Origin of the sequence: Paraburkholderia bonniea, assembly GCF_009455625.1 — a bacterium.
GTDB classification, from domain to species: domain Bacteria; phylum Pseudomonadota; class Gammaproteobacteria; order Burkholderiales; family Burkholderiaceae; genus Paraburkholderia; species Paraburkholderia bonniea.
On the sequence record NZ_QPEQ01000001.1, the window covers coordinates 2,199,180 to 2,225,174 of the forward strand.

The 25,995-nt window shown below is 60.5% G+C and carries 21 protein-coding genes; 8 read left to right on the top strand and 13 right to left on the bottom strand.

Features of this window, described 5'->3' with window-relative positions; translation table 11 throughout:
* Positions 1 to 63: 63 nt before the first annotated feature.
* From dnaG to GH656_RS09560, 3 genes are all read right to left on the bottom strand, one after another.
* A complete protein-coding gene (dnaG, locus tag GH656_RS09550) occupies positions 64 to 1,929 on the bottom strand; it encodes a DNA primase (protein ID WP_153075662.1) in 1,866 nt (621 codons plus the stop codon).
* 69 nt (positions 1,930 to 1,998) lie between these two features.
* Positions 1,999 to 2,445 (bottom strand): GatB/YqeY domain-containing protein, encoded by a 447-nt coding sequence (locus GH656_RS09555; RefSeq protein ID WP_153075663.1) that lies wholly within the window; start codon positions 2,443 to 2,445, stop codon positions 1,999 to 2,001.
* Between the two features lie 303 nt (positions 2,446 to 2,748).
* Complete coding sequence (locus GH656_RS09560; protein WP_281349645.1) at positions 2,749 to 4,038, bottom strand: BaiN/RdsA family NAD(P)/FAD-dependent oxidoreductase; 1,290 nt, start codon at positions 4,036 to 4,038, stop codon at positions 2,749 to 2,751.
* Between the two features lie 119 nt (positions 4,039 to 4,157).
* Here GH656_RS09560 and tsaD point away from each other — a divergent pair, with 119 nt between their 5' ends.
* Entirely contained in the window at positions 4,158 to 5,183 is a 1,026-nt protein-coding gene (gene tsaD, locus GH656_RS09565) for a tRNA (adenosine(37)-N6)-threonylcarbamoyltransferase complex transferase subunit TsaD (protein WP_153075665.1), read from the top strand.
* A 163-nt stretch (positions 5,184 to 5,346) separates the two neighbouring features.
* On the opposite strand, the gene folE2 is transcribed toward tsaD, so the two are convergent.
* From folE2 to GH656_RS09585, 4 genes are all read right to left on the bottom strand, one after another.
* A complete protein-coding gene (gene folE2 / locus GH656_RS09570; RefSeq protein WP_153075666.1) occupies positions 5,347 to 6,162 on the bottom strand; it encodes a GTP cyclohydrolase FolE2 in 816 nt (271 codons plus the stop codon).
* A gap of 141 nt (positions 6,163 to 6,303) precedes the next feature.
* The gene (dxs, locus tag GH656_RS09575) at positions 6,304 to 8,208 is read right to left on the bottom strand and encodes a 1-deoxy-D-xylulose-5-phosphate synthase (protein WP_153075667.1); all 1,905 of its coding nucleotides are present in this window, start codon (positions 8,206 to 8,208) and stop codon (positions 6,304 to 6,306) included.
* 98 nt (positions 8,209 to 8,306) lie between these two features.
* A complete protein-coding gene (locus tag GH656_RS09580; protein WP_153075668.1) occupies positions 8,307 to 9,188 on the bottom strand; it encodes a polyprenyl synthetase family protein in 882 nt (293 codons plus the stop codon).
* Positions 9,185 to 9,508 (bottom strand): exodeoxyribonuclease VII small subunit, encoded by a 324-nt coding sequence (locus GH656_RS09585; protein ID WP_153076624.1) that lies wholly within the window; start codon positions 9,506 to 9,508, stop codon positions 9,185 to 9,187. The genes GH656_RS09580 and GH656_RS09585 overlap by 4 nt, the downstream gene beginning before the upstream one ends.
* A gap of 385 nt (positions 9,509 to 9,893) precedes the next feature.
* Between GH656_RS09585 and GH656_RS09590 the strand changes: the two genes are divergently transcribed.
* Entirely contained in the window at positions 9,894 to 11,015 is a 1,122-nt protein-coding gene (locus GH656_RS09590) for an aromatic ring-hydroxylating oxygenase subunit alpha (protein ID WP_153075669.1), read from the top strand.
* A 243-nt stretch (positions 11,016 to 11,258) separates the two neighbouring features.
* Positions 11,259 to 12,131 (top strand): sulfurtransferase, encoded by an 873-nt coding sequence (locus tag GH656_RS09595; RefSeq protein WP_153075670.1) that lies wholly within the window; start codon positions 11,259 to 11,261, stop codon positions 12,129 to 12,131.
* Positions 12,132 to 12,401: 270 nt separating this feature from the next.
* Here GH656_RS09595 and GH656_RS09600 read toward each other — a convergent pair whose 3' ends face one another.
* Together GH656_RS09600 and polA are read right to left on the bottom strand one after the other, a co-directional pair.
* On the bottom strand, positions 12,402 to 13,796 hold the full coding sequence (locus GH656_RS09600) for an NAD(P)/FAD-dependent oxidoreductase (RefSeq protein ID WP_153075671.1): 1,395 nt from the start codon (positions 13,794 to 13,796) through the stop codon (positions 12,402 to 12,404).
* Between the two features lie 81 nt (positions 13,797 to 13,877).
* Entirely contained in the window at positions 13,878 to 16,619 is a 2,742-nt protein-coding gene (gene polA, locus GH656_RS09605) for a DNA polymerase I (RefSeq protein WP_153075672.1), read from the bottom strand.
* Position 16,620: 1 nt separating this feature from the next.
* On the opposite strand from polA, the gene GH656_RS09610 reads away from it, so the two are divergent.
* Positions 16,621 to 17,385, top strand: a complete 765-nt coding sequence (locus tag GH656_RS09610; protein WP_153075673.1) for an LOG family protein — start codon at positions 16,621 to 16,623, stop codon at positions 17,383 to 17,385.
* A 115-nt stretch (positions 17,386 to 17,500) separates the two neighbouring features.
* On the opposite strand, the gene GH656_RS09615 is transcribed toward GH656_RS09610, so the two are convergent.
* Positions 17,501 to 19,027, bottom strand: coding sequence for an AMP nucleosidase (locus GH656_RS09615; protein WP_153075674.1), 1,527 nt, complete (start codon positions 19,025 to 19,027; stop codon positions 17,501 to 17,503).
* Between the two features lie 185 nt (positions 19,028 to 19,212).
* On the opposite strand from GH656_RS09615, the gene GH656_RS09620 reads away from it, so the two are divergent.
* The 4 genes from GH656_RS09620 to GH656_RS09635 all read left to right on the top strand — a co-directional run bounded on the left by GH656_RS09620 (position 19,213) and on the right by GH656_RS09635 (position 23,124).
* The gene (locus GH656_RS09620) at positions 19,213 to 19,617 is read left to right on the top strand and encodes a hypothetical protein (protein ID WP_153075675.1); all 405 of its coding nucleotides are present in this window, start codon (positions 19,213 to 19,215) and stop codon (positions 19,615 to 19,617) included.
* Between the two features lie 182 nt (positions 19,618 to 19,799).
* The gene (locus GH656_RS09625; RefSeq protein WP_153075676.1) at positions 19,800 to 20,795 is read left to right on the top strand and encodes a homoserine kinase; all 996 of its coding nucleotides are present in this window, start codon (positions 19,800 to 19,802) and stop codon (positions 20,793 to 20,795) included.
* On the top strand, positions 20,786 to 21,595 hold the full coding sequence (locus GH656_RS09630) for a BPSS1780 family membrane protein (RefSeq protein WP_153075677.1): 810 nt from the start codon (positions 20,786 to 20,788) through the stop codon (positions 21,593 to 21,595). The genes GH656_RS09625 and GH656_RS09630 overlap by 10 nt, the downstream gene beginning before the upstream one ends.
* Positions 21,592 to 23,124: a cryptochrome/photolyase family protein gene (locus GH656_RS09635; protein ID WP_153075678.1), complete on the top strand. Its 1,533-nt coding sequence runs from the start codon at positions 21,592 to 21,594 to the stop codon at positions 23,122 to 23,124. The genes GH656_RS09630 and GH656_RS09635 overlap by 4 nt, the downstream gene beginning before the upstream one ends.
* Before the next feature lie 217 nt (positions 23,125 to 23,341).
* Here GH656_RS09635 and uraH read toward each other — a convergent pair whose 3' ends face one another.
* The 3 genes from uraH to GH656_RS09650 all read right to left on the bottom strand — a co-directional run bounded on the left by uraH (position 23,342) and on the right by GH656_RS09650 (position 25,841).
* A complete protein-coding gene (gene uraH, locus GH656_RS09640; RefSeq protein ID WP_153075679.1) occupies positions 23,342 to 23,752 on the bottom strand; it encodes a hydroxyisourate hydrolase in 411 nt (136 codons plus the stop codon).
* Between the two features lie 66 nt (positions 23,753 to 23,818).
* Entirely contained in the window at positions 23,819 to 24,358 is a 540-nt protein-coding gene (locus GH656_RS09645) for a GlcG/HbpS family heme-binding protein (protein ID WP_153075680.1), read from the bottom strand.
* A 295-nt stretch (positions 24,359 to 24,653) separates the two neighbouring features.
* Entirely contained in the window at positions 24,654 to 25,841 is a 1,188-nt protein-coding gene (locus tag GH656_RS09650) for an extracellular catalytic domain type 1 short-chain-length polyhydroxyalkanoate depolymerase (RefSeq protein ID WP_153075681.1), read from the bottom strand.
* Positions 25,842 to 25,995: the final 154 nt, after the last annotated feature.

The window sequence follows — 25,995 nt, forward strand, 5'->3', positions numbered from 1 at the left end:
CTGGGAATCCTGGAAATGAAACTGGAAACAGCTGAAAACCTTTAATTATAGCACCGCAGCACCCTACCCCCCCTCAAGCTGGCGTTTCATCACCGCTCGTATCTGGTTCAGGCTGGTGTATTCAAGCAACTCTTCCGGACTATGCCGGGACTGTCGTGACAAGATTTCAAGACGCTTGCCGCAGGCGTCATAACGCATTCTGAGAATCGCCGCCTTGAGTTCTTCGCCAACGATCCGCTCCTGCTCTTGACGCTTTTCCACCACAGCAGGGTCGCCCGGATTGGCCATCAGCAGATCCCGCACGTTTTCATCATAGTTCAGAATTTTGCGAAAAATTTCTTCGAAAGTGGCTGCGTTTGCACCGTTGCGCAACAAATCCGACAGCAACTGAAACTCAGCCGCCTCACCCAGCGCACGGGCATGCGTCGTCACTTCTTCAAACAGTTCTGCATGCCGGCCAATGCTGAGCAAGGCCTGCTCGGCGTCTTCGTCGAGCACCGCGACAATACGCGGGTACATCACCAGATTACGTAACGTAATTTCTTCGATGCCCGTCACACTGCGCCGGTCTTTGCGCGCAGGTGCCTGACGGCTAGCGGCAGCAATCCGCGCATCGACCTCACACAGTGCCGCCACTTCTTCAAATGGCACAGCGAGCCGGTCGGCAAACAGATGCATGATCTGCGAGCGCAACGCGTTGGCCGGCAGCGCCTGCAACAGCGGCTTGGCATCGAATAGCGCCCGTGCCCGGCCCTCAGGCTGATCCAGCTCTTTGCCCGCCAGCACTTCGTTGAGCAAAAACTGCGACAGCGGCATCGCCCGCTCGACCTGTTCGCCAAACACTTGCGCGCCAAATTCGCGCACATAGCTATCGGGATCATGCTCAGGCGGTAAAAACAAAAAACGGATCGTCCGGTTATCCGCCGCGTGCGGCAAACACGCATCCAGCGCGCGACGCGCAGCACGGCGGCCCGCCCCATCGCCATCAAAGCTGAAAATCACGGTATCGGTCTGGCGCAGCAGCTTTTGCACATGAACCGGCGTGCATGCTGTACCCAGCGTCGCCACAGCATTCTGAAAGCCAAGCTGGGCCAGCGCGACAACATCCATATAACCTTCGACCACCAGCGCGTAACCTTGCTCCCTGATCGCCAGACGCGCCTCGAACAGGCCATATAGCTCGCTGCCTTTGTTAAATAGCGGCGTTTCCGGAGAATTCAAATATTTGGGTTCACCGCCATCCAGCACCCGGCCACCAAAGCCAATCACTTGCCCCTTCACATTACGGATGGGGAACATGATCCGCTCGCGGAAGCGGTCATAGCGGCGCGCTTCGCCCTGGCTACCAGTTTTGTCACTGACGATGACCAGCCCGGATTCAACCAGTGCTTCATTGCGATAGTCGGGAAAAGCCGCTTCCAGATTCTGCCAGCCGTCGGGGGCGTAACCCAGCCCGAAACGGGCCGCCACCTCACCGGTCAAACCGCGCTGCTTCAGATACTGAATCGCGCTGGGCGCGCCGCGCAGTTGCTTGCGATAAAAATCACACGCCAGTTGGGTCACATCCGCAAGCGCCGTGGTCACGGCTTTTGCTACCGCTGGTGCATAACCCTCGCCACCGCCGCGTGCCGGTGATGGCTCTTGCGGCACGGTCAGCCCAACTGACTGCGCCAGTTCATTGACCGCCTCGGGAAAAGTCAGCCCGGCGTGCTCCATCAAAAAACCAATCGCGGTGCCATGAGCCCCGCAACCAAAGCAGTGATAGAACTGCTTGGTCGGACTCACCGTAAATGACGGGCTTTTTTCGTTATGAAAAGGGCACAGCCCCATGAAATTCGCCCCGCCCTTTTTCAGTTGGACATACCGTCCGACCACATCGACGATGTCGATACGGTTCAGTAGATCCTGAAGAAACGAGTGCGGAATCACAGTGGCTTAACGCAACCTTGAAGACGAAGCGGCACGCCAATGCGTGCCGCTGAAAAACCAGAACCAGAACTAGCTGGCGAGTGCCGCCTTGACCCGCGCGGAGACAGCTGTCATGTCAGCACGGCCCGCCAGCGCAGGCTTCAACACGCCCATGACCTTGCCCATGTCCTGTGGCCCAGCCGCGCCCGTCTGGGCAATCGCGGCAGCTACCTGGGCGTCAATTTCGGTGGCGGATAACTGCTCGGGCATATAGGCCGTCAGCACAGCCAGTTCAGCATTTTCCTGTTCAACCAGGTCAGCGCGCCCAGCGGTTTCAAACTGGCTAATCGAGTCTTTGCGCTGCTTGATCATCTTGTCGATCACAGCGGTGATAGCTGCGTCATCAAGCGTCACTCGTTCATCGACTTCGCGTTGCTTGATCGCCGCCAGCACCAGACGAATCGTGCCGAGACGCCCGGTTTCGCGGGCCCGCATCGCGGCTTTCATGTCGTCGTTGATCTGTTCCTTGAGACTCATCGGGCTCACCTTTTGGCTAACTGAATAAATGCTGTGACTTGAAAAAGCGTGCGAAACCCCGAAAAAAACATTGCGCCACAACACAAAAACCCGCTTGGGAAATGCCCTCAAGCGGGTTGATGCGAATTCGCACAATGAAAGTGCCGCAGCGCGGCGCAGATATGCCGCAGGGATCGAGTCCGGCCACTCAGGCCAGTACGTGCGTCAGTGCCTCAGAACACGTTTTCGCGCCCTGTTTCAGCGTGACGGGGTTCGCAAAGACTGGCGAGTATAACAGAGCCCCCGCCACACACCGGCCATGCGTCAAACCGGCATGGGATGCCGCGCATAGTCCGCTGCCGCTTCACCTGCGGCAACGCCTGAGGCCCACGCCCACTGGAAGTTATAGCCCCCCAGCCAGCCGGTCACATCCACCGCTTCGCCGATGAAGTACAACCCCGGCACCCGCTGGCTCATCATCGTCGTCGATGACAAATCACGCGTATCCACTCCGCCGCGCGTGACCTCAGCCTTGCGATAACCCTCCGTGCCATTTGGCATCAGGCTCCAGCGCGAGAGCGCAGCCCCTATCTGGCGCAACGTCCGGTCCGGCAGATCGGCAACGCGCGCTTGCGCGGCAACGCCCTGGGTTTCGAGCCAGGTCTCGGCGACGCGCGCGGGCAACCATTCCGCCAGCAGGTTCACAATCGTGCGCCGGACGCTCGCTTTCGCTTCCAGCAAGGCGTGCCCCGCGTCCTGTTCCGGCAGCAAGTTCAGGTGAATCGGCTCGCCCGGTTGCCAGTAGCTGGAAATCTGCAGCACACCGGGCCCCGACAGGCCGCGATGGGTGAACAGCAGGTCTTCGGTAAACTCCGCGCCAGTGCGGCCCTTGCCCGTCGTCATCTGAGCCGCCAGCGACACCCCGGAGAGCGCGGCGAACGGGGCCCAGTCGTGTGCAGCGAAGGTCAGCGGCACCAGTGCCGGACGGGTATCCACCAGCTTGTGGCCAAACTGCTTGGCTACGCGAAAAGCAAAATCGGTCGCACCGATTTTTGGAATCGACAGCCCGCCTGTGGCCACCACCAGCGCGCGGGCTTCGATCACCCCGGATGGGGTATCCAGCACAAACCCTCCGGCCGCGTCCTGACGCACCTGGCTTACCACCAGCGGCCGCCGCCATGCGACCCGGCCCGCCTCGCATTCGTTTTTGAGCACGTCGATCACCGCATCGCTCGACTGATCGCAAAACAACTGCCCTTTATGCTTTTCGTGCCAGCTCACGTGATAACGCTTGAGCAGCGCCATGAAATCGCGCGGGGTGTAACGCGCGAGCGCCGAGCGGCAAAAATGCGGGTTGGCCGACAGGTAATTCGCAGGCCCCGCATAGAGGTTGGTGAAGTTGCAACGCCCGCCTCCAGAGATGCGGATTTTTTCTGCCAGCCGGGGCGAATGGTCGATCAGCACCACACGTGCTCCGCGTTGTCCAGCCACCGCCGCGCACATCATGCCGGCCGCACCCGCGCCAATCACCGCTATATCAAATGCTTTCATGGCGCGCATTGTACCCGCGGCCCTCAAGCCCGCACTGCTATACTTTGCGGCTGTTTTTTGCACGCTCACTGTAGCTTTTCGCTGCTTGAATCACGCGCGCTCCTGGTCATGCGCGCAGCCTGACGCAGCCATTTCCCCCAGCCCTGCCGGTCTTCCCAGCCGTCTCACTTCTCCTCCACAACATGCTCGTTCTTGGCATCGAAAGCTCCTGCGACGAAACCGGCCTTGCGCTCTACGACACTGAGCGCGGCTTGCTGGCGCACGCGCTGCACTCGCAAATCGCCATGCACCAGGAGTACGGCGGCGTCGTACCCGAGCTGGCATCGCGCGATCACATTCGCCGCGCCTTACCCCTGCTCGAAGAAGTCCTCGCACAGGCCGCCACCACGCCCCAGGCCATCGACGCCATCGCGTTCACGCAAGGGCCCGGGCTCGCGGGCGCACTGCTAGTCGGCGCGAGCATCGCCAATGCGCTGGCAATGGCATGGGATAAACCCACCATCGGCATTCATCACCTTGAAGGGCATCTGCTCTCGCCGCTGCTGGTGGCGGCACCACCGCCGTTTCCGTTCGTTGCGCTACTGGTCTCCGGTGGCCACACGCAATTGATGCGCGTGACCGGCGTGGGCGTCTATGAAACCCTCGGTGAAACGCTGGATGACGCCGCTGGCGAAGCTTTCGACAAAACGGCCAAGCTGCTGGGCCTCGGCTATCCGGGTGGGCCCGAGATCTCGCGCATGGCGCAGTTCGGCATGCCTGGCACGGTGACACTGCCACGGCCCATGCTGCATTCCGGCAACCTCGATTTCAGCTTTAGCGGGCTCAAAACAGCCGTTCTGACACACGTGAAAAAACTCGGCTCCAACGTGTGTGAACAAGACAAGGCGGATCTCGCGCGGGGTTTTGTCGATGCGGCCATTGAAGTGCTCGTGGCCAAATCGCTTGCGGCGCTGAAGCAAACCGGTTTGCGCCGTCTGGTGGTCGCGGGGGGTGTTGGCGCTAACCGGCAGTTGCGCGATGCGCTATCTGCGGCAGCCGTGCGGCGCGGCTTTGAGGTGTATTACCCGGATCTGGCGTTATGCACCGATAACGGCGCGATGATCGCGCTGGCCGGCGCGCTCAGGCTGCAACGCTGGCCGGAGCAAGCGGACAAAAACTATGCGTTTACCGTCAAGCCCCGCTGGGATCTTGCTTCGCTCGCGCGTTAAACCTGAGTTCGTGACACCGCTTACAACAAGGGCCGCTCAATGAATCATTGAGCGGCCCTGATTATTTTTACGGTTTGTATCGCGTCCGCGTCGCTAGCCTGGGGTCGCTTCGCCTTTCGCTCTGGCAGCGGCTCATCTGCTCACCCCGGCTCAAGCCCGAGGCTCAAGCTGCTGCGATGCGTCGCTTGTCGTGCTCAATCAGCGCATAAGCACTGTGGTTATGAATGGATTCGAAATTTTCCGCCTCCAGCACATAAGCCACGATCCGGGAATCTGCGTTCAGACGTTGCGCGACGTCGCGCACCAAGTCTTCGACAAATTTCGGATTTTCATAAGCGCGCTCCGTAACGAATTTTTCATCGGGACGCTTGAGCAGCCCCCAGAGTTCGCACGAGGCTTCTTCTTCGGCAATGCGAATCAGCGTTTCAACCGGCATTTCGTCAGCCAGTTCGACGTCGAGTGTCACGTGCGAACGCTGGTTATGCGCGCCGTATTGCGAGATTTTCTTTGAACAAGGGCACAGGCTCGTTACCGGCACGAGCACCTTCAGAAACACCCGCGTCACCCCGGCCCGCATGTCGCCAGTGAGGGTGACTTCGTAATCCAGCAAACTTTGCACACCAGATACCGGGGCGGTCTTGTTCACAAAATAAGGAAACGACACTTCGATCCGGCCTGCACTGGCTTCAAGCCGTTCCAGCATCATGGCCAGCATCGCGCGGAACCTGGGCAGATCCAGCGGAACCTTGTTTTCTTCGAGCAGGGCCACGAAACGCGACATATGCGTGCCCTTTTGCGTCGCAGGCAACGCCACATCAAGGTTCCACAGGCCCACGGTAGGTTGCGTGGCACCGTCCTGAGTACGCACCGTCAGCGGATGCCGCACGGCCTTGACCCCCACGCGCTGGATCGGAATTTGACGGGTATCGACCGTGCTTTGCACATCGGGCATCACAAAGGCCGGGTTCATCTGATTCATGTTCGTTCCTCAACTTACCGTGCAGGCCGGGTGAACCGCACCTGACGGCCAGATGCCAGCCTTGTGGCCGGCATCACCAGACCCAGCAGGCCGGTCGATTCATAAAAAACGGGGGGTAACTAGAAAAGCCTATGAGCTGTATCAAGCAACCCGCTTGACTGATTGCCCTGCGGCTGCATTTTCGTCGAGAAAACGCGTGCGGATCGAGCGTGCGATGCCTGTGGCATCCAGCCCGCACTCGGCCAGAAGCCTGGCGGGCTCACCGTGGTCAATGAAGCGGTCTGGCAGGCCCAGTTGCAAGACCGGCCGAAGTGTGCCGCGCTCCAGCAGCGCTTCGACGCAGGCAGAGCCCGCCCCGCCCATCACGCAGCCCTCTTCGACCGTCACCAGATAATCATGCGTGTCAGCCAACTGGCGCACGAGCTCGGCATCGAGCGGCTTCACGAAACGCATATTGGCCACCGTGGCGTCCAGCTCCTGAGCCGCAGCCAGCGAAGGCGCGACCATCGTGCCAAAGGCCAGAATCGCCACGCGCTTGCCAGCAGGCTGTGCGCTTTCGCGCCGTATTTCACCTTTACCAAGCGGCAACGCTGCCATCTGCTTAACCGTCGCCACCCCGGTGCCCGCGCCGCGCGGATAGCGCACTGCCGTCGGATTAGGCTGCTGCAGCGCGGTGTGCAGCATCTGACGGCATTCGTTTTCATCGGATGCCGCCATCACCGTCATGTTTGGAATACAGCGCAGGAACGCCAGATCGTAAGCGCCTGCGTGCGTCGCGCCATCGGCACCCACCAGACCCGCGCGGTCGATGGCAAATACCACTGGCAGATTTTGCAGCGCGACGTCGTGAATCAACTGGTCGTAGGCACGCTGCAGGAAGGTCGAATAAATCGCTACCACCGGCTTCATGCCATCGGCCGCAAGGCCGCCGGCGAATGTCACCGCATGCTGCTCAGCAATTCCGACGTCGAAGTAACGCTGGGGGAAGCGCTTTTCAAACTCCACCATGCCAGAGCCTTCGCGCATGGCAGGCGTGATCGCCACCACGCGCGAATCGAGTTCCGCCGCATCGCACAGCCACTCGCCAAACACTTGCGTATAGGTTTTTTTGGCAGGTGCCGTGGAAGGCTTGATGCCCTCGGCCGGATTGAATTTGCCCGGGCCGTGATAGAGCACCGGATCGGCTTCGGCCAGCTTGTAGCCTTGCCCTTTTTTCGTCACGACGTGCAGAAACTGCGGGCCGCGCAACTCGCGGATGTTTTGCAGCGTCGGGATTAGTGAATCGAGATCATGGCCGTCGATCGGGCCAATGTAGTTGAAACCAAATTCTTCGAAGAGCGTGGCGGGCACAATCATGCCTTTGGCGTGCTCTTCCAGCTTGCGCGCCAGATCAAGCACCGGCGGCGCGACGCGCAACACCCGTTCGACCCCCGCCCGCGCGGCAGCATAAAACCGTCCAGACATCAAACGCGCCAGATGGCGATTTAACGCGCCAACGGGCGGCGAAATCGACATGTCGTTGTCGTTCAGGATCACCAGAAGCGGTACATCATCTGCGACCCCGGCGTTATTCATCGCCTCGAATGCCATGCCAGCGGTCATCGCGCCATCACCAATCACAGCGATCGCAAAGCGCTCGTCATCTTGCAACTTGCCTGCAATCGCCATGCCCAGCGCCGCAGAAATCGAGGTGCTGGAATGCGCGGTGCCAAACGTGTCGTAAGCAGATTCGCTACGGCGTGGAAAACCAGAAATCCCGCCTTGCTGGCGCAGCGAATGCATCTGGTCGCGGCGTCCCGTCAGAATTTTGTGCGGATAGGTTTGATGGCCCACGTCCCAGACAATCCGGTCGTGCGGCGTATTGAATACGTAATGCAACGCAATGGTCAGCTCGACCGTGCCCAGGTTAGACGACAGGTGTCCACCTGTCTGGGACACGCTATCGAGCACGAAAGCGCGCAATTCGTCAGCGAGGGGCTGCAATTGACGGCGATCAAGGCGGCGCAAGGCAGCCGGATCATTGATGGTTTTCAGCAAGTCGTACATCGTCGTTCCATTGTAGGAAAACTCAACGCGCCAGCACTTCATTCACGCACGTGCTTAAAAAAAACAAAAAACAGGCGCGCGGCGGTGGGCTTACGTCTTCAACTCACCCGGTTCACCACCAGGTCAGCCAGCTCGGCGAGACGCCGGGCGCGCTCGCCGAAAGGCAGCAGCGCGGCGTGTGCTTCGGCGCGCAACTGCTCCGCGAGGGCACGCGATGCGTCCAGTCCCATCAGCGACACGTAGGTCGGCTTGCCGTCCTTCGCGTCTTTGCCTGCGGTTTTGCCCAGCGTGGCGGAATCAGTCGTGACGTCGAGAATGTCGTCCACCACCTGAAACGCCAGACCAACCGCGGCAGCATAAACATCCAGTGCCTGCATCTGCGCGGCGTCTGGCGCCGCACCTGCCAGCGCTCCCATGCGCACAGCTGCACGCAAAAGCGCGCCGGTTTTCATCCGGTGCATGGTTTCGAGCTGTTCGCGCGTCAACTTGTGCCCCACGCTGGCCAGATCAATCGCCTGACCACCGGCCATCCCCACCGAGCCGCTGGCCAGCGCCAGTTCGCGCACCAGCGCAGCTTGCTGCACCGGCGTCAGCACCTCAGCCGTCAGTGCGATAAACGCCTGCGACTGTAACGCATCCCCCACCAGCAACGCCGTCGGCTCGTCGTACTGCACATGCACGGTCGGTTTGCCACGGCGTAATGCGTCGTCGTCCATGCAAGGCATGTCGTCATGCACCAGCGAATACACGTGAATCATTTCGAGGGCGGCGCAGGCTGCATCCAGACCCTCGGTACGCGCGCCACTCAGCTCACCTGCGGCGTGGCACAGCAGCGGACGCACCCGCTTGCCGCCCCCCAGCATGGCGTAGCGCATCGCTTCGTGGAGCTGTGCGGGCGCAGTGTCTGGCGCGGGCAAATAATTGTCGAGCGCTATCTCGACGCGTTCGAGCACCGAACGCATCCATTGTTCAAACGTCATAGATCGTCTCCGCTCTCGGCAGCGAGGGTGCCTGCGGGATGTGTAGAGAGGGGCTTGAGCGTTTCGCCGTCCAGCACACGCACTTGCTGTTCGACGGCTTCCAGTTGCTGCTGGCAAAACGTCACGAGCGCCGCGCCACGCCGGTAAGCAGCAAGCGAGGCTTCGAGACTCAGGCTTCCGTCTTCCATCCTGGCCACTAGTTCTTCCAGCTCAGCCAGGGCCGCCTCATAGTTCACGGGAAGCGGCAGGCCAGCAGCGCCAGAGCCTTGCTGCCCGGGCGTGGCGGCTGACTTGCCGGTCGTTTTTGCCGCTGCTGTCATTTCTGCCGCCTCTGCTGTTTCTGCCATCTCTTTCGCTGCGCTTTTCGCCATGAATCATCGCAAAATTAAAACAAGTCGAGCATTCTACGGCAAAAGCGTGGCAGCCGATCCTCCAAGGCTCGCCCGCACATGCCCTGGCCAGGCAAATCCGGCTCGCGGTGTGGGCGTTTAAACGCTGCCAGACAGGTCAAAACACAGCCATGCAAGGCCGCCCCAATTCTCCAGGACATCAGCCTGAAATTTGCTGGATTAAAATATTTTTAGCCAGAGTCAGCGGCCAAAACGCCATTACAAAAACGAAAGCTGCTATAATCGGAAGTTTCCCTAAATCGAATTTTCGATGGTTGGGTTGTTCACTGCTTTCACGTTTTCATCGGGAGTGGGAATGTCCAATCTGAACAATGCTTTGCAGCCTGAGGCAGTCCGCAATCAGTTCAGTCAGTTGCCGGTCACGGCTTATTTTGACGAAGCGCTTTTCACGCGTGAACTCGAAACTCTTTTCAAAAAAGGTCCTCGTTACGTCGGGCACGAACTTATGGTGCCGGAAACGGGTGATTACTTTGCCTTGCCCAGCGAAAGCGAGGGGCGTGTGCTCGTACACAGCCCGCGTGAGCACAACAGTATCGAACTGCTCTCCAACGTCTGCCGCCATCGTCAAGCGATCATGCTCAACGGTCGCGGCCAGACGGCCAATATCGTGTGCCCGTTGCATCGCTGGACCTACGATCTGAATGGCCAGTTGCTTGGCGCGCCGCATTTTCCTGACAATCCCTGCCTGAACCTCAATGCCACGCCATTGCAGAACTGGCATGGCCTGCTGTTTGAAGCTGGCGGGCGCAAAGTCGCTGACGATCTGGCCCGTCTCGGTCCGCAGCAGCATTTCGACTTTTCGAACTACATGTTCGATCACATCGAAGTCCACGAGTGCCAGTACAACTGGAAAACCTTCATTGAGGTGTATCTCGAGGACTACCACGTGGTGCCATTCCATCCAGGGCTGGGCAGTTTTGTCTCATGCGACGACCTGACGTGGGAATTCGGCGAGTGGTACAGCGTGCAAACCGTTGGCGTGCATCATGAACTAGCCCGTCCGGGCAGCCCGGTCTACAGCAAGTGGCACGACGAAGTCCTGCGCTTTCGCGGCGGCAAACCGCCAGAGTTCGGCGCGATCTGGATGGTGTATTACCCCGGCATCATGATCGAGTGGTATCCGCATGTGCTGGTCGTGTCCTGGCTGATTCCGCGTGGCCCGCAGCACACCACGAATATCGTCGAGTTTTACTACCCCGAAGAAATCGCGCTGTTCGAGCGGGATTTTGTCGAGGCAGAGCGCGCCGCCTATATGGAAACCGCGCGTGAAGACGATGAAATCGCCGAGCGCATGGATGCCGGCCGGCGCGCCCTGATGGCCCGTGGCGAATCCCAGGTAGGCCCGTATCAAAGCCCCATGGAAGACGGCATGCAGCATTTCCATGAGTTTTTACGGCGCGAACTGGGTCCGGTCTAAGGCGGGTTTGAAGTGAAGATTTGCAGCAGCCCGGCATGACTCACCGCCCAGGCCACTATGACAGCGGCCCATTTGACGGTAACGCCTGGCCGCAAAACGCGGACCAACCCAGGCACCCCAGCCCCGGCCATCGCCCCGAAACAGAGCAGGCAAAACAAGACAAGACGGGCTACCCCCCGTCTTTTTTGTTTAGACTGGCGCCATCGCCCGGTGCCGCCGGACCCGTCCTCTTCAGGAGCCGTCATGCCTCACACCCACTACACCACGCTGATCTCCCCCGCCAATCTCGCGCCATGGCTGGCTAGCGCACCCGAGCAGATTTTTATTGCCGACTGCCGCTTCGATCTGGGTGACCCCACTGCAGGCGCTGCCGCTTACGCGGCCGGCCATCTGCCTGGTGCGCACTACTTTCATCTGGACCGGGATCTCTCTGGCGGCAAAAACGGCACGAATGGCCGCCATCCGTTACCTGAGCGCGCAGCGCTGGTCAGCCGCCTTGCGGCAGCGGGCTTACGCCAAGGCCAGCAAGTGCTGGCCTACGACGCTCAGGGTGGCATGTTCGCCGCGCGTCTCTGGTGGCTGCTGCGCTGGCTGGGGCATGACTCGGTGGCACTGCTCGATGGCGGCTTGCCAGCATGGCAGGCCGCTGGCTTGCCACTCACCCAGGCGCTGCCCGCTGTCACATCGCCGGGCGATTTCAAGGCAGGCGCGCCGCTTGCCGTGACCGTCGATGCGCAAACCGTCGAGCAAAATCTGACCACGCGCGAGCGCGTCATCATCGACGCCCGGGCCGCCGACCGTTATCGCGGTGAAAACGAAACCCTCGACCGTGTTGGCGGCCATATTCCTGGTGCGCTAAATCGCTTTTTCAAAGACAACCTCAGCGCCGATGGCCGCTTCAAAAGCGCCCACGACTTGCGTGAGGCATTCAACCCATTGCTGGCGGGCGTTGCACCCGAACGCGTGGTGCTGCAATGCGGCTCTGGCGTGACGGCTTGCCACAATGCGCTGGCAATGGAAATTGCCGGATTGCATGGCGCAGCACTTTATCCCGGCTCATGGAGCGAATGGAGTGCCGATCCGTCGCGCCCTGTCGCACAAGGGGCGACGCCGTAATGCAAGCCGCGCTGCGCCAGAACATGCGTGCAGCGCGGCTTGCATGCGCAGCACGCTATGGCTGGACAAGCCGGGGGGGGGTTAGCCATCGCTTGCGGCCTCGTTTGAGGCAGAACTGCCATTTGCACTGACGTTCACGCTTAAAACTCGAGCCGCAGGCACAACTGCTCTGGCAGCGCCTGTTACTCAACGATCTGCAAGACCCATCTACAAGACCCAACGAACGAAAGCACCGCAAGGTGCCTTCCGCATCTACTGCCAGTGCTACTGCTAGTGCAGCTTGACGCGCGGCAAGGTCGAGCGCCGCAGCCAGTGAGCGAAGGTATCCAGCACCATGCGCGGATAGCCATGTAATGCCGCGATATGCAGCCGGTAGAGCGACATATACATAAAGCGGGCGAAGAGCCCTTCGATCAGCATGCTGCCGCCGATCACCCCGCCCATCAGGTTACCCACCGCACTGAAATGCCCCAGCGACACCAGCGAGCCAAAGTCACGGTAAGTAAATCCCGGCAGTGGTTTGTCATTGAGCCGGCATGCCAGCGCCTTGAGCAGAAAACTGGCCTGCTGGTGCGCCGCCTGGGCGCGCGGTGGCACGTTGCGCTCCGTGCCAGGCCATGGGCAGGCAGCGCAATCACCAAGGGCAAAAATGTTGTCGTCGATCTCGGTTTGCAGGGTGGGCCGCACGATCAACTGGCCCAGACGGTTGACCGGCAGTCCATCGAGCTGGCTCAGGATCGCGGGCGCCTTGATGCCCGCCGCCCAGACCGTCAGGTCAGCGCGCACCGTTTTACCGCTGGCAGTGCGCACCAGGCCAGGCGCGACTTGTGCCACGGTCTCACCCGTCATCACCTTCACGCCCAGCTTCAGCAGCAGTTCAGTCGTGGCGCTCGACACCCTCTCTTGCAACGCGGGCAAAATTCGCGGCCCCGATTCGATCAGCACGATGCCCACATCCGTGCGCGGATCGAGCTTGTGCAAGCCGTAGGCGGACAACACCTGGGCGGTGTTGCGTAACTCGGCCGATAACTCAACGCCCGTCGCGCCGCCGCCGACAATCGCCACCTGAATTCTGGGCTCGGCCGTCGCCAGCGCGAGTGCCTGAGACGCTGAAGCGCTGGAGGCTACCTCGGCCTCCCCCCCAAGCGTGTTCTCAACCGGCTCATGCACTTGATGTTCGGCGCGCATGCACGCGGCGATCAGGCGTTTGCGAAAGCGTTCGGCCTGCCCCACGGTGTCGAGCGCCAGCGAATATTCAGCCGCTCCTGGCACACCAAAAAAATGCGTCGTACTGCCAATCGCCAGCACCAGCGTGTCGTATTCGAGCACGCGTGACGGCAGCAGCTCAGCGCCATCGTCGTCCATGACACTGGCCAGCGTGAGCCGCCGTGCTGCACGATCCAGCCCGGTTAGCTCTCCCTGCTGAAATTCGAAGCCATGCCAGCGCGCCTGGGCGGCGTATTCAAGCTCTTGCGTGAACGGGTCCATGCTGCCTGCGGCGACCTCGTGCAACAACGGCTTCCAGATATGCGTGGGATACCGGTCAACCAGCGTCACCTGAACCCGTGGCGAGCCACGGCGTTTGCCGCTGACATAGCGGTCACCCAGGCGAGTCGCCAGCTCCAGCCCGCCAGCCCCGCCGCCCACCACAATCAAACGATGCATCAAAGATTCCTTTTTTACGTCATATGGGCGGTGGGCCGGAGCGTGTATCCGCTGCAGCCCACCGCCCACAGTCTGGTGCAATCAGTGCGCTTCTTCCCAGTTCGCACCGGCACCCACTTCGGCCACCAGAGGCACTTTCAGGCTGGCCACGCCGCACATTAATTCGGGCAGCCGCTGACGCACTTCGGCCAGCTCGCTGTCAGGCACCTCAAGCACCAGTTCATCGTGGACTTGCATAATCATTCGCGTGCCAACACCGGCTTGCTCAAGCCACCCCTGCACGGCCACCATCGACAGCTTGATCAGATCCGCTGCGGTGCCTTGCATCGGCGCATTGATAGCCGCGCGCTCAGCCGCCTGACGCCGGGGCCCATTGCCACCGTTGATCTCGGGCAGCCAGAGGCGGCGGCCAAAGACGGTTTCGACATAGCCGTGCTGCTTTGCCTTGGCGCGGGTGTCGTCCATATAGCGCGCGACCCCCGGATAGCGCATGAAATAGCGGTCGATATACAGCTTGGCGGCTTCCCGGGTAATGCCCAGATTGGCCGCCAAACCGAACGAGCTCATGCCGTAAATCAGGCCAAAGTTAATGACTTTGGCCACGCGCCGCTGGTCAGCGGAAACCGCGGCAGGCGTCACGTCAAAGATTTCGCCAGCGGTCGCGCGGTGGATATCCTCGCCTTGTGCGAACGCCTGCAAAAGCGATTCGTCACCCGACAGATGCGCCATGATGCGCAGCTCGATTTGTGAATAATCGGCCGACACCAGTTGATGGCCAGGCGGTGCAATAAATGCCTCACGAATACGCCGCCCTTCAGCGGTGCGCACCGGGATGTTCTGCAAATTAGGCTCATTTGATGCCAACCGCCCGGTCACGGCCACCGCCTGCGCATAGTTCGTATGCACCCGGCCAGTCTGCGCGTTGATCATGCGCGGCAGCTTGTCGGTATAGGTGGATTTCAGCTTGGAGAGCCCGCGATGCTCCAGCAGCAGCTTGGGCAACGGGTAATCTTCCGCGAGCTTTTGCAGCACTTCCTCATCCGTGGAAGGCGCGCCGCTCGGGGTTTTCTTGACCACCGGCAACTGCAGCTTGTCGAAGAAAATCTGGCCAATCTGTTTAGGTGAACCGAGGTTGAACTCACCACCGGCCAGCACATAGGCATCGCGCTCCAGCTCGATCAGGCGTGCGGCGATCTCGCTGCTTTGACGCCGCAGCTTTTCGCTGTCGATCAACACCCCCGTGCGTTCCATCTTGCACAGCACGCGCGCGGTGGGGAGTTCAATATCGCGGTAGATATGCAGCAAACCCGGTTCAGCGGCTAGCTGCGGATAGAGCGCCTGATGCAAGCGCAACGTGATGTCTGCGTCTTCAGCAGCGTAGGCCGCGGCCTGCTCCAGCGCCACTTCGTCAAAACCAATTTGCTGTGCGCCTTTGCCCGCTACCTCTTCGTACTTGATCGTCTTCAGGCCGAGATGACGTAGCGCCAGGCTGTCCATGTCATGCGTGCGATGTGATTCGAGCACGTAAGACTGCAGCAGCGTGTCGTGCTCAATGCCATTTAACTGAATACGGTAATTGGCAAGAACCTGTTCATCGTATTTCAGATGCTGGCCCACTTTTTTATGCTGAGGGCTTTCGAGCCAGGGCTTGAGTTTCGCCAGCACCTCATCACGGGGCAACTGCACTGGCGCATCCGGCCCGCGATGCGCCAGCGGGATATATGCCGCTTGACCGGGCTCAACCGAGAGCGACAGGCCAACCAGTTGCGCCACCATCGGATCGAGCGAGGTGGTTTCGGTATCGAATGCGGTGAGTTCGGCGGCCTCGATCTTGCTCAGCCAGGCATCGAACTGTGCCCAGTCCTGCACGGTGTCGTACTGCAACGGCAGATCGGTGGCGGGCGGTGGCGCGACGCTCGCGCCCGGGCTGGCGGAAACCGTTGCTGCATCGACTTCGCGCAGCCAGGTTTTGAAACCATGCTGTTTAAAGATATCGCGCAACGCCTCGTGCGCTTCCGGACGCGTGGCAAGCGACTCGGCAATCGTTGCTACTTGCGCTGTGAGATCGCAGTCCGTATCAATCGTGACCAGCTTGCGCGCCAGCGGCAGAAAATCGAGCGCACGCCGCAAATTGTCACCCACTGCACCTTTGATCTCATCGGCATGAGCGATCACGCCATCAAGCGAATCGTATTGCGTGAGCCATTTAAGCGCGGTTTTCGGGCCGCATTTCTCGACCCCAGGCACGTTATCAACGGTATCGCCAATCAGCGCCAGATAATCAACGATGCGCTCTGGCGGCACGCCAAACCTGGCGATCACGCCATCGCGGTCAAGCGTCTCGTTTGTCATCGTGTTGATCAGCGTGACTTGCTCCGTCACGAGCTGCGTGAGGTCTTTGTCACCGGTGGAAATCAGCACTTTCATGCCCTGCTGTTCGGCCTGACGGCCGAGCGTGCCGATTACATCATCCGCCTCCACCCCTTCGACCACCAGCATCGGCCAGCCTAACGCCAGCACCGCTTGGTGAATCGGCTCGATTTGCTGCGCCAGATCAACAGGCATTGAAGGACGGTTAGCTTTGTAATCGGGGTACCAGTCGTCGCGGAAGGTTTTGCCCTTGGCATCGAAGACGCACACGCTATACTCTGCGCTTACTTCCTTGCGCATGCGCCGCAGCATGTTGATGATCCCGTACAGCGCACCTGTTGGCCCGCCATCAGGGCCACGCAAATCAGGCATCGCATGGTAGGCCCGGTACAGATAACTCGAACCGTCGACCAATAGCAGGGTCTTACCTTTCAAGTTTTTATCTTCAGGCATTATGAACAAGAGAAAAGTGATTCCGAGTCTGCGATCGCTCGCAGATCAAGATCGCGCGACAGCCAAAAAGGCCCGCGCGTCGTGGCAAATGTTCACGATTATGGCAGAGTTTATAGAGGCGACCGAGTACCTTTCGGAGATCCGCCCAGCTGTCAGCATCTATGGTTCGGCGCGTCTGAAACCCGAATCTCCTTACTATGTTCTAGCCATGCAAATTGCCCGCAAGCTATCCGATGCGGGCTTTGCTGTGATCTCCGGCGGTGGCCCTGGCATCATGGAAGCGGCCAACAAAGGCGCGCATGCAGGCAAGGCACCTTCAGTCGGTCTCAACATCGAGTTGCCGCACGAGCAGTCGGGCAACCAGTGGCAAGACATCTCATTGCGCTTTCGCCATTTCTTTACGCGCAAGGTCACGTTCGTGAAAAACTCGGATGCGGTCATCGTGATGCCAGGTGGCTTTGGCACGCTCGACGAACTCGCCGAAGTCCTCACGCTGATCCAAACCAAGAAGTCACGTCATGTGCCAATCATTCTGGTCGGCAGTGAGTTCTGGAAAGGGTTGCTGGGATGGTTCACCGACTCCTTAACGCCGATGGGCCTCATTAATCCGGCAGACATCAACTTGATGCAGGTGATTGACGATCCCGACCAGGTGCTGGAAGCGGTGCTGGCGTTTTATGAAGACCGTGACGATGGCGCTGAAGGAACTGCTGACGATGAAGTGCGGGTGCATCGCCCCGACGACGACCGCATGTTTTATCTGTAGCCGGTTCATTGGCTGGCCGCAGTAATGCGTCCGGCAACACGCAAAACAAAGCAAAACAGGAGGCTATGCCTCCTGTTTTGCTTTTAAGCGCCATGCGGCAAGGCAAAGGCAAAGATTACTGAAACGCCACCTCAGCAAAACTGCGCAGCTTGCGGCTGTGCAGCCGGTGCAAGCCATTGGTGCGCAAGATCTCCATCGCCTTCACGCCGATCTGCAAATGCTGATCCACTTGCGCCCGGTAAAACTGGTCGGCCATGCCTGGCAGTTTGAGTTCGCCGTGTAGCGGTTTGTCCGACACGCACAGCAACGTGCCGTAAGGCACGCGAAAACGAAAGCCATTCGCCGCAATCGTCGCGCTTTCCATATCCAGCGCAATCGCCCGGCTTTGCGACAGCCGCTGCACCGGCTCACGGTGGTCACGCAACTCCCAGTTGCGGTTATCCACGCTCGCCACTGTGCCTGTGCGCATCACATGCTTGAGTTCTACGCCATCGAGCTGCGTCACCTGCGCGACCGCACGCTCAAGTGCCACCTGAATTTCCGCGAGCGCGGGAATCGGCACCCACAGCGGTAAATCATCGTCCAGCACGTGATCTTCACGCACATAGCCGTGGGCCAGCACGTAATCGCCCAGGCGCTGCGTATTGCGCAAGCCCGCGCAGTGTCCCAGCATGATCCACGCATGCGGGCGCAGCACCGCGATGTGATCGGTGATGGTCTTAGCATTCGACGGCCCCACGCCAATATTCACCATCGTGATGCCGCTGCCGTCGGCCCGCTTCAGGTGGTAAGCCGGCATCTGCGGCAGGCGCGGTGGTGCCACGCCCTGAACCGCTGTGTCACCCAGGTTGGCGTTGCCGGTCACGACATCGCCAGGTTCGACAAACGAGGTGTATTCGCTGCGATAAGCGCGCGTCTCAGGATCATCGCTCGCCGCCATCATCGTGCGGCCCAGCGCGACGAATTCGTCGATATAAAACTGGTAGTTCGTGTACAGCACGTAGTTCTGGAAATGCGCCGGGGAGGTTGCCGTGTAATGACGCAAGCGGTGCAGCGAAAAATCGACCCGCGCGGCGGTAAACAGCGCCAGCGGCTGCGGCTCATCGGCGTCCGGCACGTAGGTGCCGTTGACAATGCGGTCGTCCAGCAGCGCCAGATCCGGGGTATCGAAGACGTCGCGCATCGCCAGCAGGCGCTCGCGGTCTAGATCACCCTCCAGGTGAATGCCTTCAGCAAAAGCAAAATGCACCGGGATCGGCTGCGCCGAAACACCTACTTCGATCATCACGTGATGGTTTTTCGCCAGCAGCCGGAGTTGCTCGCCGTAATAGCCCGCGAACAGTTCAAGCCGGGTCACGGTGGTTTCAAACACACCCGGGCCCGCGACAAAACCATAAGAGCGGCGCGAATCAATATGGGTGTTCACTTCCGTGCGAATCCGCACAAACGGATAGCAGGCGCGCACACGGCGCTCGAATGGCTCACCCAGGCGGTAGCGGGCAAACGCGTCGCGCAGAAACGCCGTGTTGGTGTGGTAGATCTCGGCGAGGCGCGCCACCGCATCGGCGGCATCGGCAAACGCTTCGGTGGGAAAGGGGTTAGGTGGGGTTTGCGCAGTGCGCGGACGGGTCGTGTGCTTCATCTTTATCTGCCTCAAGAGAGGTGCTGACATTACCACGGAAGCACGCTGCAGCACTGCCGCCAGCAGCCTGCCGAGCGCCGCTGAAAAGCAGCGCCTAAATACGCTAAAACAGCGCAAAATCAAATAATTGCGAGCGTAGTTCAAGCTGGATTTGCTAGAATCGAGCACCTTTCTGGAGAACCTGCATGAAGTCGTTTGTTCCTGCCGCCATCGCGCTCGCCATGACCCTGGCCTGCGGCGGCACCGTCCTCGCCGCGCAGAGCGCCCCCGTCGATCCAGCACCGGAACCAGCCGAACAATCCGCCAACGAACGGGTCGGCCTGCCCGATCTGAAAACCATCAATCGCCCCGCCGCTGAAATCAGCTCCAAAGTCGACATCAATGTGCCGCGCACGCCGAGCTTCCACGAACGCAGCGGCAATGGCACCGAGATCACCGAATACCGGGACAAGGGCAAACCGGTCGAAATCAACGTGCAATCGAATTTCGGCACGCGCTACCAGATGAGCACCCCCGCTGACACCTCCCCCGCTGTGCGTGATAACGGCCGTGCCAGCACGCGTTTGCCATCGGTCAATCTCCGCTACTAAAACCCGCGCACCCGAGAGCCGCTCGCAGGACGGACGTCACCGTGATAGCCGCCGCCGTCCTCGCTGGCACAGGTTCCAAGGTTTGCCAGCGCGCTAGCGGCGAAGCCCGCCTGAACCGCCCCTTCTGCCGCACAAGCCGCATCGCGCCAGCCCAACCCATCTAATTAATCTCCGTTTCCTGCATGGCTGTCTTCACTGCTGTCTCTCCCGCTGATCTCGCTCAATGGCTCAAGCACTACTCGCTTGGCGAAGTCATTGAATTTCGCGGTATTTCGTCCGGTATCGAAAATAGCAATTTCTTTCTGACGACGACCCAGGGCGAGTACGTCCTGACGATCTTCGAAAAACTGACTGCGGCGCAGTTGCCGTTTTATCTGGATCTGATGCGCCATCTCGCCGCGCACCAGGTGCCGGTGCCGGACCCCGTGCCACGTGACGATGGCGCACTGTTTGGCCCGTTGCACGGCAAGCCTGCGGCCATCGTGAGCAAGCTTGACGGTGCGCCGCAAATGGCACCTGCGGAGGCGCACTGCATTGAAGTCGGCCAGATGCTGGCGCGCATGCATCTGGCAGGACGCGATTTCACCGCGTATCAGCCCAACTTGCGCAGCCTGCCGTGGTGGCGCGATACCGTGCCAGCCCTGCTGCCCCATCTGGACGATGCGCAACGCACGCTGCTCAGCAACGAGCTGGCATACCAGCAGGCGTTCTTTGCCTCGACGGCTTACGCCGAATTGCCTGCGGGCCCTTGCCACTGCGATCTGTTCCGGGACAACGTGTTGTTTACCGCCGCTCCGTCCGGGCAGGCCAGTGGCGTCCGCCTTGGCGGCTTCTTCGATTTTTATTTCGCCGGCTGCGACAAATGGCTGTTCGATGTCGCGGTCACCGTCAACGACTGGTGCGTCGATCTCGCCACCGGCCAGCTTGACCCGCAACGCAGCGCGGCACTGCTGCGCGCGTACCAGACCGTGCGGCCCTTCACCCCCGCTGAAACCCGTCACTGGGGCGATATGCTGCGCGCCGGGGCGTACCGTTTCTGGGTGTCACGGCTCTACGATTTTTATTTGCCACGCAGCGCTGAACTGCTGCAACCGCACGACCCCGGCCATTTCGAGCGCATCCTGCGCGAGCGTCTGTCTGGCGCTGAACTCCCTGGCATCCCGACCCTATGCAACTAATCGAAGTCCCCGCTAAAACCGGCTTGCTCTGGCTGCGCCAGGGAATCTGGCTCTTGCGCAAGAATCCTCTGGCGCTGCTGACGCTCTTTCTCACGTACCTGCTGGCGATGACACTCGTGTCGTCGTTTATTCCGGTCGTGGGCAAAGTGCTGCCGACGCTGTTTATTCCAGGCATCGCCGTGGGCTTCATGGCGGCCTGCCGCAACACCATTGCGGCGCAGCCGGTGTACCCGACATTGCTGGCCGACGGCTTTCGCACCTATGGCTCTGCGGTGGCCAAGCGGTTATTGCTGCTGGGCGTGGTGTACGCCGTGGCGATTGCGCTGGTACTGCTGTTCTCTTCGCTGTTCGACGATGGCTTGCTGTTGCAGGCGCTGGTGAACAACCAGCCATTGCCAGACGATCCTGCCGTGCTAGCCAGCAGTGGCGTGCCGCTCGCGGTCATCGCGGCCCTCGCGCTGTATCTGCCCGTGATGATGCTGTTCTGGTTCGCCCCGGTGCTCACCGCGTGGCACGACGTGCCGCCAGTCAAGGCGATGTTCTTCAGCTTCATTTGCTGCTGGCGCAATCGCGGCGCGTTTATCGTCTATGGCGGGTTATGGATCAGCGCGGTCATCCTGCTGTCGTTCGGTTTATCGCTGATGCTGCAAACGCTCGATCTGGGCAACTTCGCCTATCCGGTGCTCATGGCCATTTCGATCCTGATTACGACGGCACTGTATTGCTCGTTCTATGCCACTTACCGGGGTTGCTTCGCAGTGCCCTCCCCTGGTCAGCCTGATCTGCCCAGCACGCCATGAACCTCGCCGCCGATCTCAGCGAGACACCCGAAACATCTGGCACGCAGCCGGCTCCGCTGCACGGCACTGATCGCGCGCTGGTGTGGTTTCGCCGTGATCTGCGCAGCACCGATCAAGCCGCGCTCTATCACGCGTTACGCGACTATCAGCAGGTCTGGTGTGTGTTCGTGTTCGACACCGCCATCCTGCAGCCACTGCTCAATGCCGCGCACGAAGAACACCCCGGCGAGATGCCGCAAGACCGGCGCGTCGAATTCATCCTCACTGCGCTCACTGAACTGGACCAGGCGCTACGCGCCAATGGCGGCGGCCTGCTGGTGCGGCACGGCGATCCGGTCACGTTGATTCCCGCGCTAAGCGCCGAACTGGACGTCGCCGCTGTATTGAGCAACCGCGATTACGAGCCTGCGGCCATCGCGCGCGATGCGGCAGTCGCGGCCCAGTTGCACACGGCGGGACGCCAGTGGCGCAGCTTCAAAGACCAGGTGATCTTCGAGCACGATGAAGTGTTGACCGGCGCAGGCAAACCGTTCTCGATCTTCATGCCATACCGCCGTAGCTGGATGAAGCATCTGACGCCCGCCCATCTCGAGCCGTATCCCGTCGAATCGCACTGGGATAGTCTCGCCGCCCTGCCCGCCGCGCTTGACCAGCCGTGGCCCACGCTCGCACAACTGGGCTTTGGCCCAGCGCCCACGCAGCCCGTGCCAGGCGGCATGAGCGGCGCACAGCAGTTGCTCGACGATTTCATGACGCGGATCGACCTGTACGCCAAGCAGCGCGACTTTCCATGGGTGAAAGGCCCGAGCTATCTGTCGGTGCATTTACGCTTTGGCACGATTTCGATTCGCACTCTGGCGCGGGCTGCTCATGCCGATGTGTTGCTGCCGCATGGCCCGGGCAGCTCGACATGGCTCTCCGAGCTGATCTGGCGTGATTTTTTCTTCATGATTCTGGCCACGCACCCCCGCCTGGCTGACGGTGAGTCATTCAATCCGAAGTTCGCCTCGCTTGGCTGGGAAACCGGGCCGCAAGCGCAAGCGCACTGGCTGGCCTGGCGTGATGGCCGCACCGGTTATCCGTTGATCGACGCGGCCATGCAGCAACTCAACCAGACCGGTTATATGCATAACCGGCTGCGCATGCTGGCCGCAAGTTTTCTGGTCAAGGATCTGGGGTTGGACTGGCGCTGGGGTGAGCGTTATTTCGCTACGCGTCTGAACGACTTTGATTTCGCGGCGAACAATGGCGGCTGGCAGTGGGCGGCTTCGACCGGTTGTGACGCGCAGCCGTGGTTCCGGATGTTTAATCCGGTGCGTCAATCGGAAACCTTCGATCCGCATGGACGTTTTATCAAACGGTATTTGCCGCAACTGGCAGGAATACCGCCGAAGTGGATTCACGCGCCGTGGCTAGCGCCCGCTGAAGTGCTCAACGAGGCAGGCGTGGTGCTCGGGGAGAATTACCCGCGGCCCGTGGTCGATCACGCCCAGGCGCGCTTGTTGACGCTGGCGCGGTTTGGCGTGTGACGCAGGAAAGCGTGGTGGTATTTGATTTGAAGCAGAGCCGGTAAGGCGGTTGCGCAAGCCAGCTTGATATCAGCTACCTCGCCCAGTTCCAGCCATCCAGCGACGTGCCGTGCCGTACTGCAGAAGAAAACAACAAATACAAACAAACGCGAGCGGACGGCGCTGGGCCGTCCGCTCGCGTACCAAACAACGATTTTTCCCTGCCTGGTTGTCTGGCTTAGTTGCCACGATAGGTGGAGTAACCGTAAGGGCTTAGCAGCAGCGGGATGTGATAGTGCTGCCCGGCATTCTGGACGCGGAACGGCACCGGTATTTCAGGGAAAAACGTGTCTTGCTTGATGCTCTGGTAATAAGCGCCGGTCTTGAACACAACACGGTAATCGCCCGTTTTAAAGGTCTTGTCCGCCGGGAACAGCTCCGTGACACGGCCTTGCGCATTGGTCTCGGCGTGATTCAGCTCTTGCCATTTATCGCCTTCTTTTTGTTCCAGCGTGACCGTCACGCCGCTAACCGGTGTACCCGTCTGCAAGCTGAGAATATGCACGCTCAGCGGATTACCCACCGCCATGGCAACCGTCGACAGGCCCGCAAGCGCCAGTGCAGCAGTGAGTTGTTTCAATGATTTCATCAGTGTCCTTTAGAAGGTCGTGGGCAAAAAGGTAAGGATGCGGATGGCTAAACGATCCGTCATTCATCAGTCGTTCGGGTCAAGTTCAGGCACGGCCGCCAGCGCGGCAAGCGCGCATGCGCGGTCTTGCGCCGCGCCACCACCGCCCGCTACGCCAATGGCACCGACCACTTCCTGATGGGCTTTCAGCGGAATGCCACCGCCCAGCAAGAGCAGCTCCGGCATGCTGGTCAAGTTGCTGGCATCGGGGTTGTTGCGAGCGCTGGTTGCAAACTGCAGCGTGTCACTTTTGGTGGACAGCGCAGTGAACGCTTTACGGCGGCTGGCTTCGGTGTTGTGCGGACCCACGTTATCGGCGCGCTGCATGGCAACCAGATTGCCGCCTCGATCGAGAACCGAAACAACAATATTGCGTCCTTTAGCCTGGCACTCCGCCATGGCAGCTTTAATCAGGCGATTAGCTCCGTCTAGCGAAATGCTGCTTTGTTTCAGCAGCAGGCTCTGCGCATGGGCAGAGGGAGAGGCCATTAGCGCTAGCGCCAGCAATGATGCTGCGGCAAGGCTCGTGGGGGTGGGACGGCAGAAACTGGACAACGGCATACGCATGGGTGATCGCTCCCGGCAATTGACGACAAGGCTGCGCGGTATAACTTGCGCGCGTGAAGTCTGGACCGGCTGGCATGCGTCTGGATATAGGACAGATCTGAGACTGGAATTCAGCACCAGGCGTGTCGCTTGGTCACCCACCCAGCCCACGCGGCAAGCACGAGGACCTGGCCGCCAGCGAGTGACGGTGTATGGCCGCAGAGGCAAAGTCAGAGGCAGAGCAAAGCCGGAATACCTCGCAGAAGGAGTTAAACCTCAACGCCTCCAGCGCCTCAGCATCAGCCGCCAGCCCCGCTCACCAAAAGTCCCCGGGGCGTACGCCAGGCGTGGCCGGCGTTGTGCTCGCACGGGCCGCGCGACGCCGTTGCTGGCTAAAGAATTCCCATAACAGCACGCTCGCATCGGGGCCGATAGCCGAATGGAATGGCACCGTGTCGTCACCGCCGCTCCATGCATGCCCAAGACCCGGCACCTCGCAGAGCTGCACCACCGCGCGTCCATCCCGCACGTAATCGCGCCGGATTACCCCGTCTGCCGTGCTTTCATACACCGGGTCTAGCGCGGTAAAGCGGTTTAAATGAGCCAGCGCCGCCGTCAGTTGCGTCGCGTTCACCGCCGCCACCACGCGATCATCCGTGCCCTGAAGCACCAGCGCTGGCATACCAGGATAGGCCGCGACATCGAGCGCTTGCTCGACCAGCGCGACAGGGTCGTGCCGCACGCCACGGCGCATCACGTCCATCGCGGCGATAGCGGAACGCGCCTCGCCAAACGCCGGCCCGGAATGCAATGCCACCGCCGCAAAGCGCCACGGATAGCGCAACGCTAACTGGGTGGCCAGCCCGGCCCCGGCGGACAAGCCTGCTATATACACGCGTTCACCATCGAATTCATGTTCGACAAGCAGTGCATCCACCAGCGACACCACCGCTCGCGCTTCGTTCTCACCCGCGTGATCGCCGGTGTCGTACCAGTGCCAGCAACGATGGGGGTGGGCATGTTTCGATTGCTCGGGATACACCACCGCGAAGCCAAAGCGGTCCGCCAGCAGATTCATCCGGGTACCTTCAGCGAACGCTTCGATGGACTGCTTGCAGCCATGCAGCATCACGACCAGCGGCATCTGGGCCAGCGCCCGGCCCGCCGGGATATACAAGCCGTATGCCAGATGATTCACCAGCCGCCCCGGGGCAGGTGGGGCCGAATGAAATGAGCGGGTCCACTCCCCGTTCGCCCAGGCAGCGGCTCGAGGCCGGACCCGCGATTCGCGGGCTTCGGTAGCGGGATGCGTGACATCGCGTATGGGGCCGCTCGAATTTTTGTTTTGACGTGGAGTGGGCTGGGCCGGTGGCCCAGCTGTGCGCTTCGCCGCCTTGGTGGCGGCGGGAGGAGGCTGCTGGGTGGCAGTGTGCCACTGTCGGGTCTGGATCTCGACCAGGCGTTGCAAACCGCTGGTCCATAGCTTCGTCAGGCTTCTGGCCATGAGAAAACCTCACAAAAAAACCCGGATTCCGCAGCCAGGCTGGCAACAGCGTATCCGGCAGCACCCTTGCAGGCGCGAACAGGGCGAATGGTGCAAATGGTGCAAATGGTGCAAATGGTGCAAATGGTGCAAATGGTGCAAATGGTGCAAATGG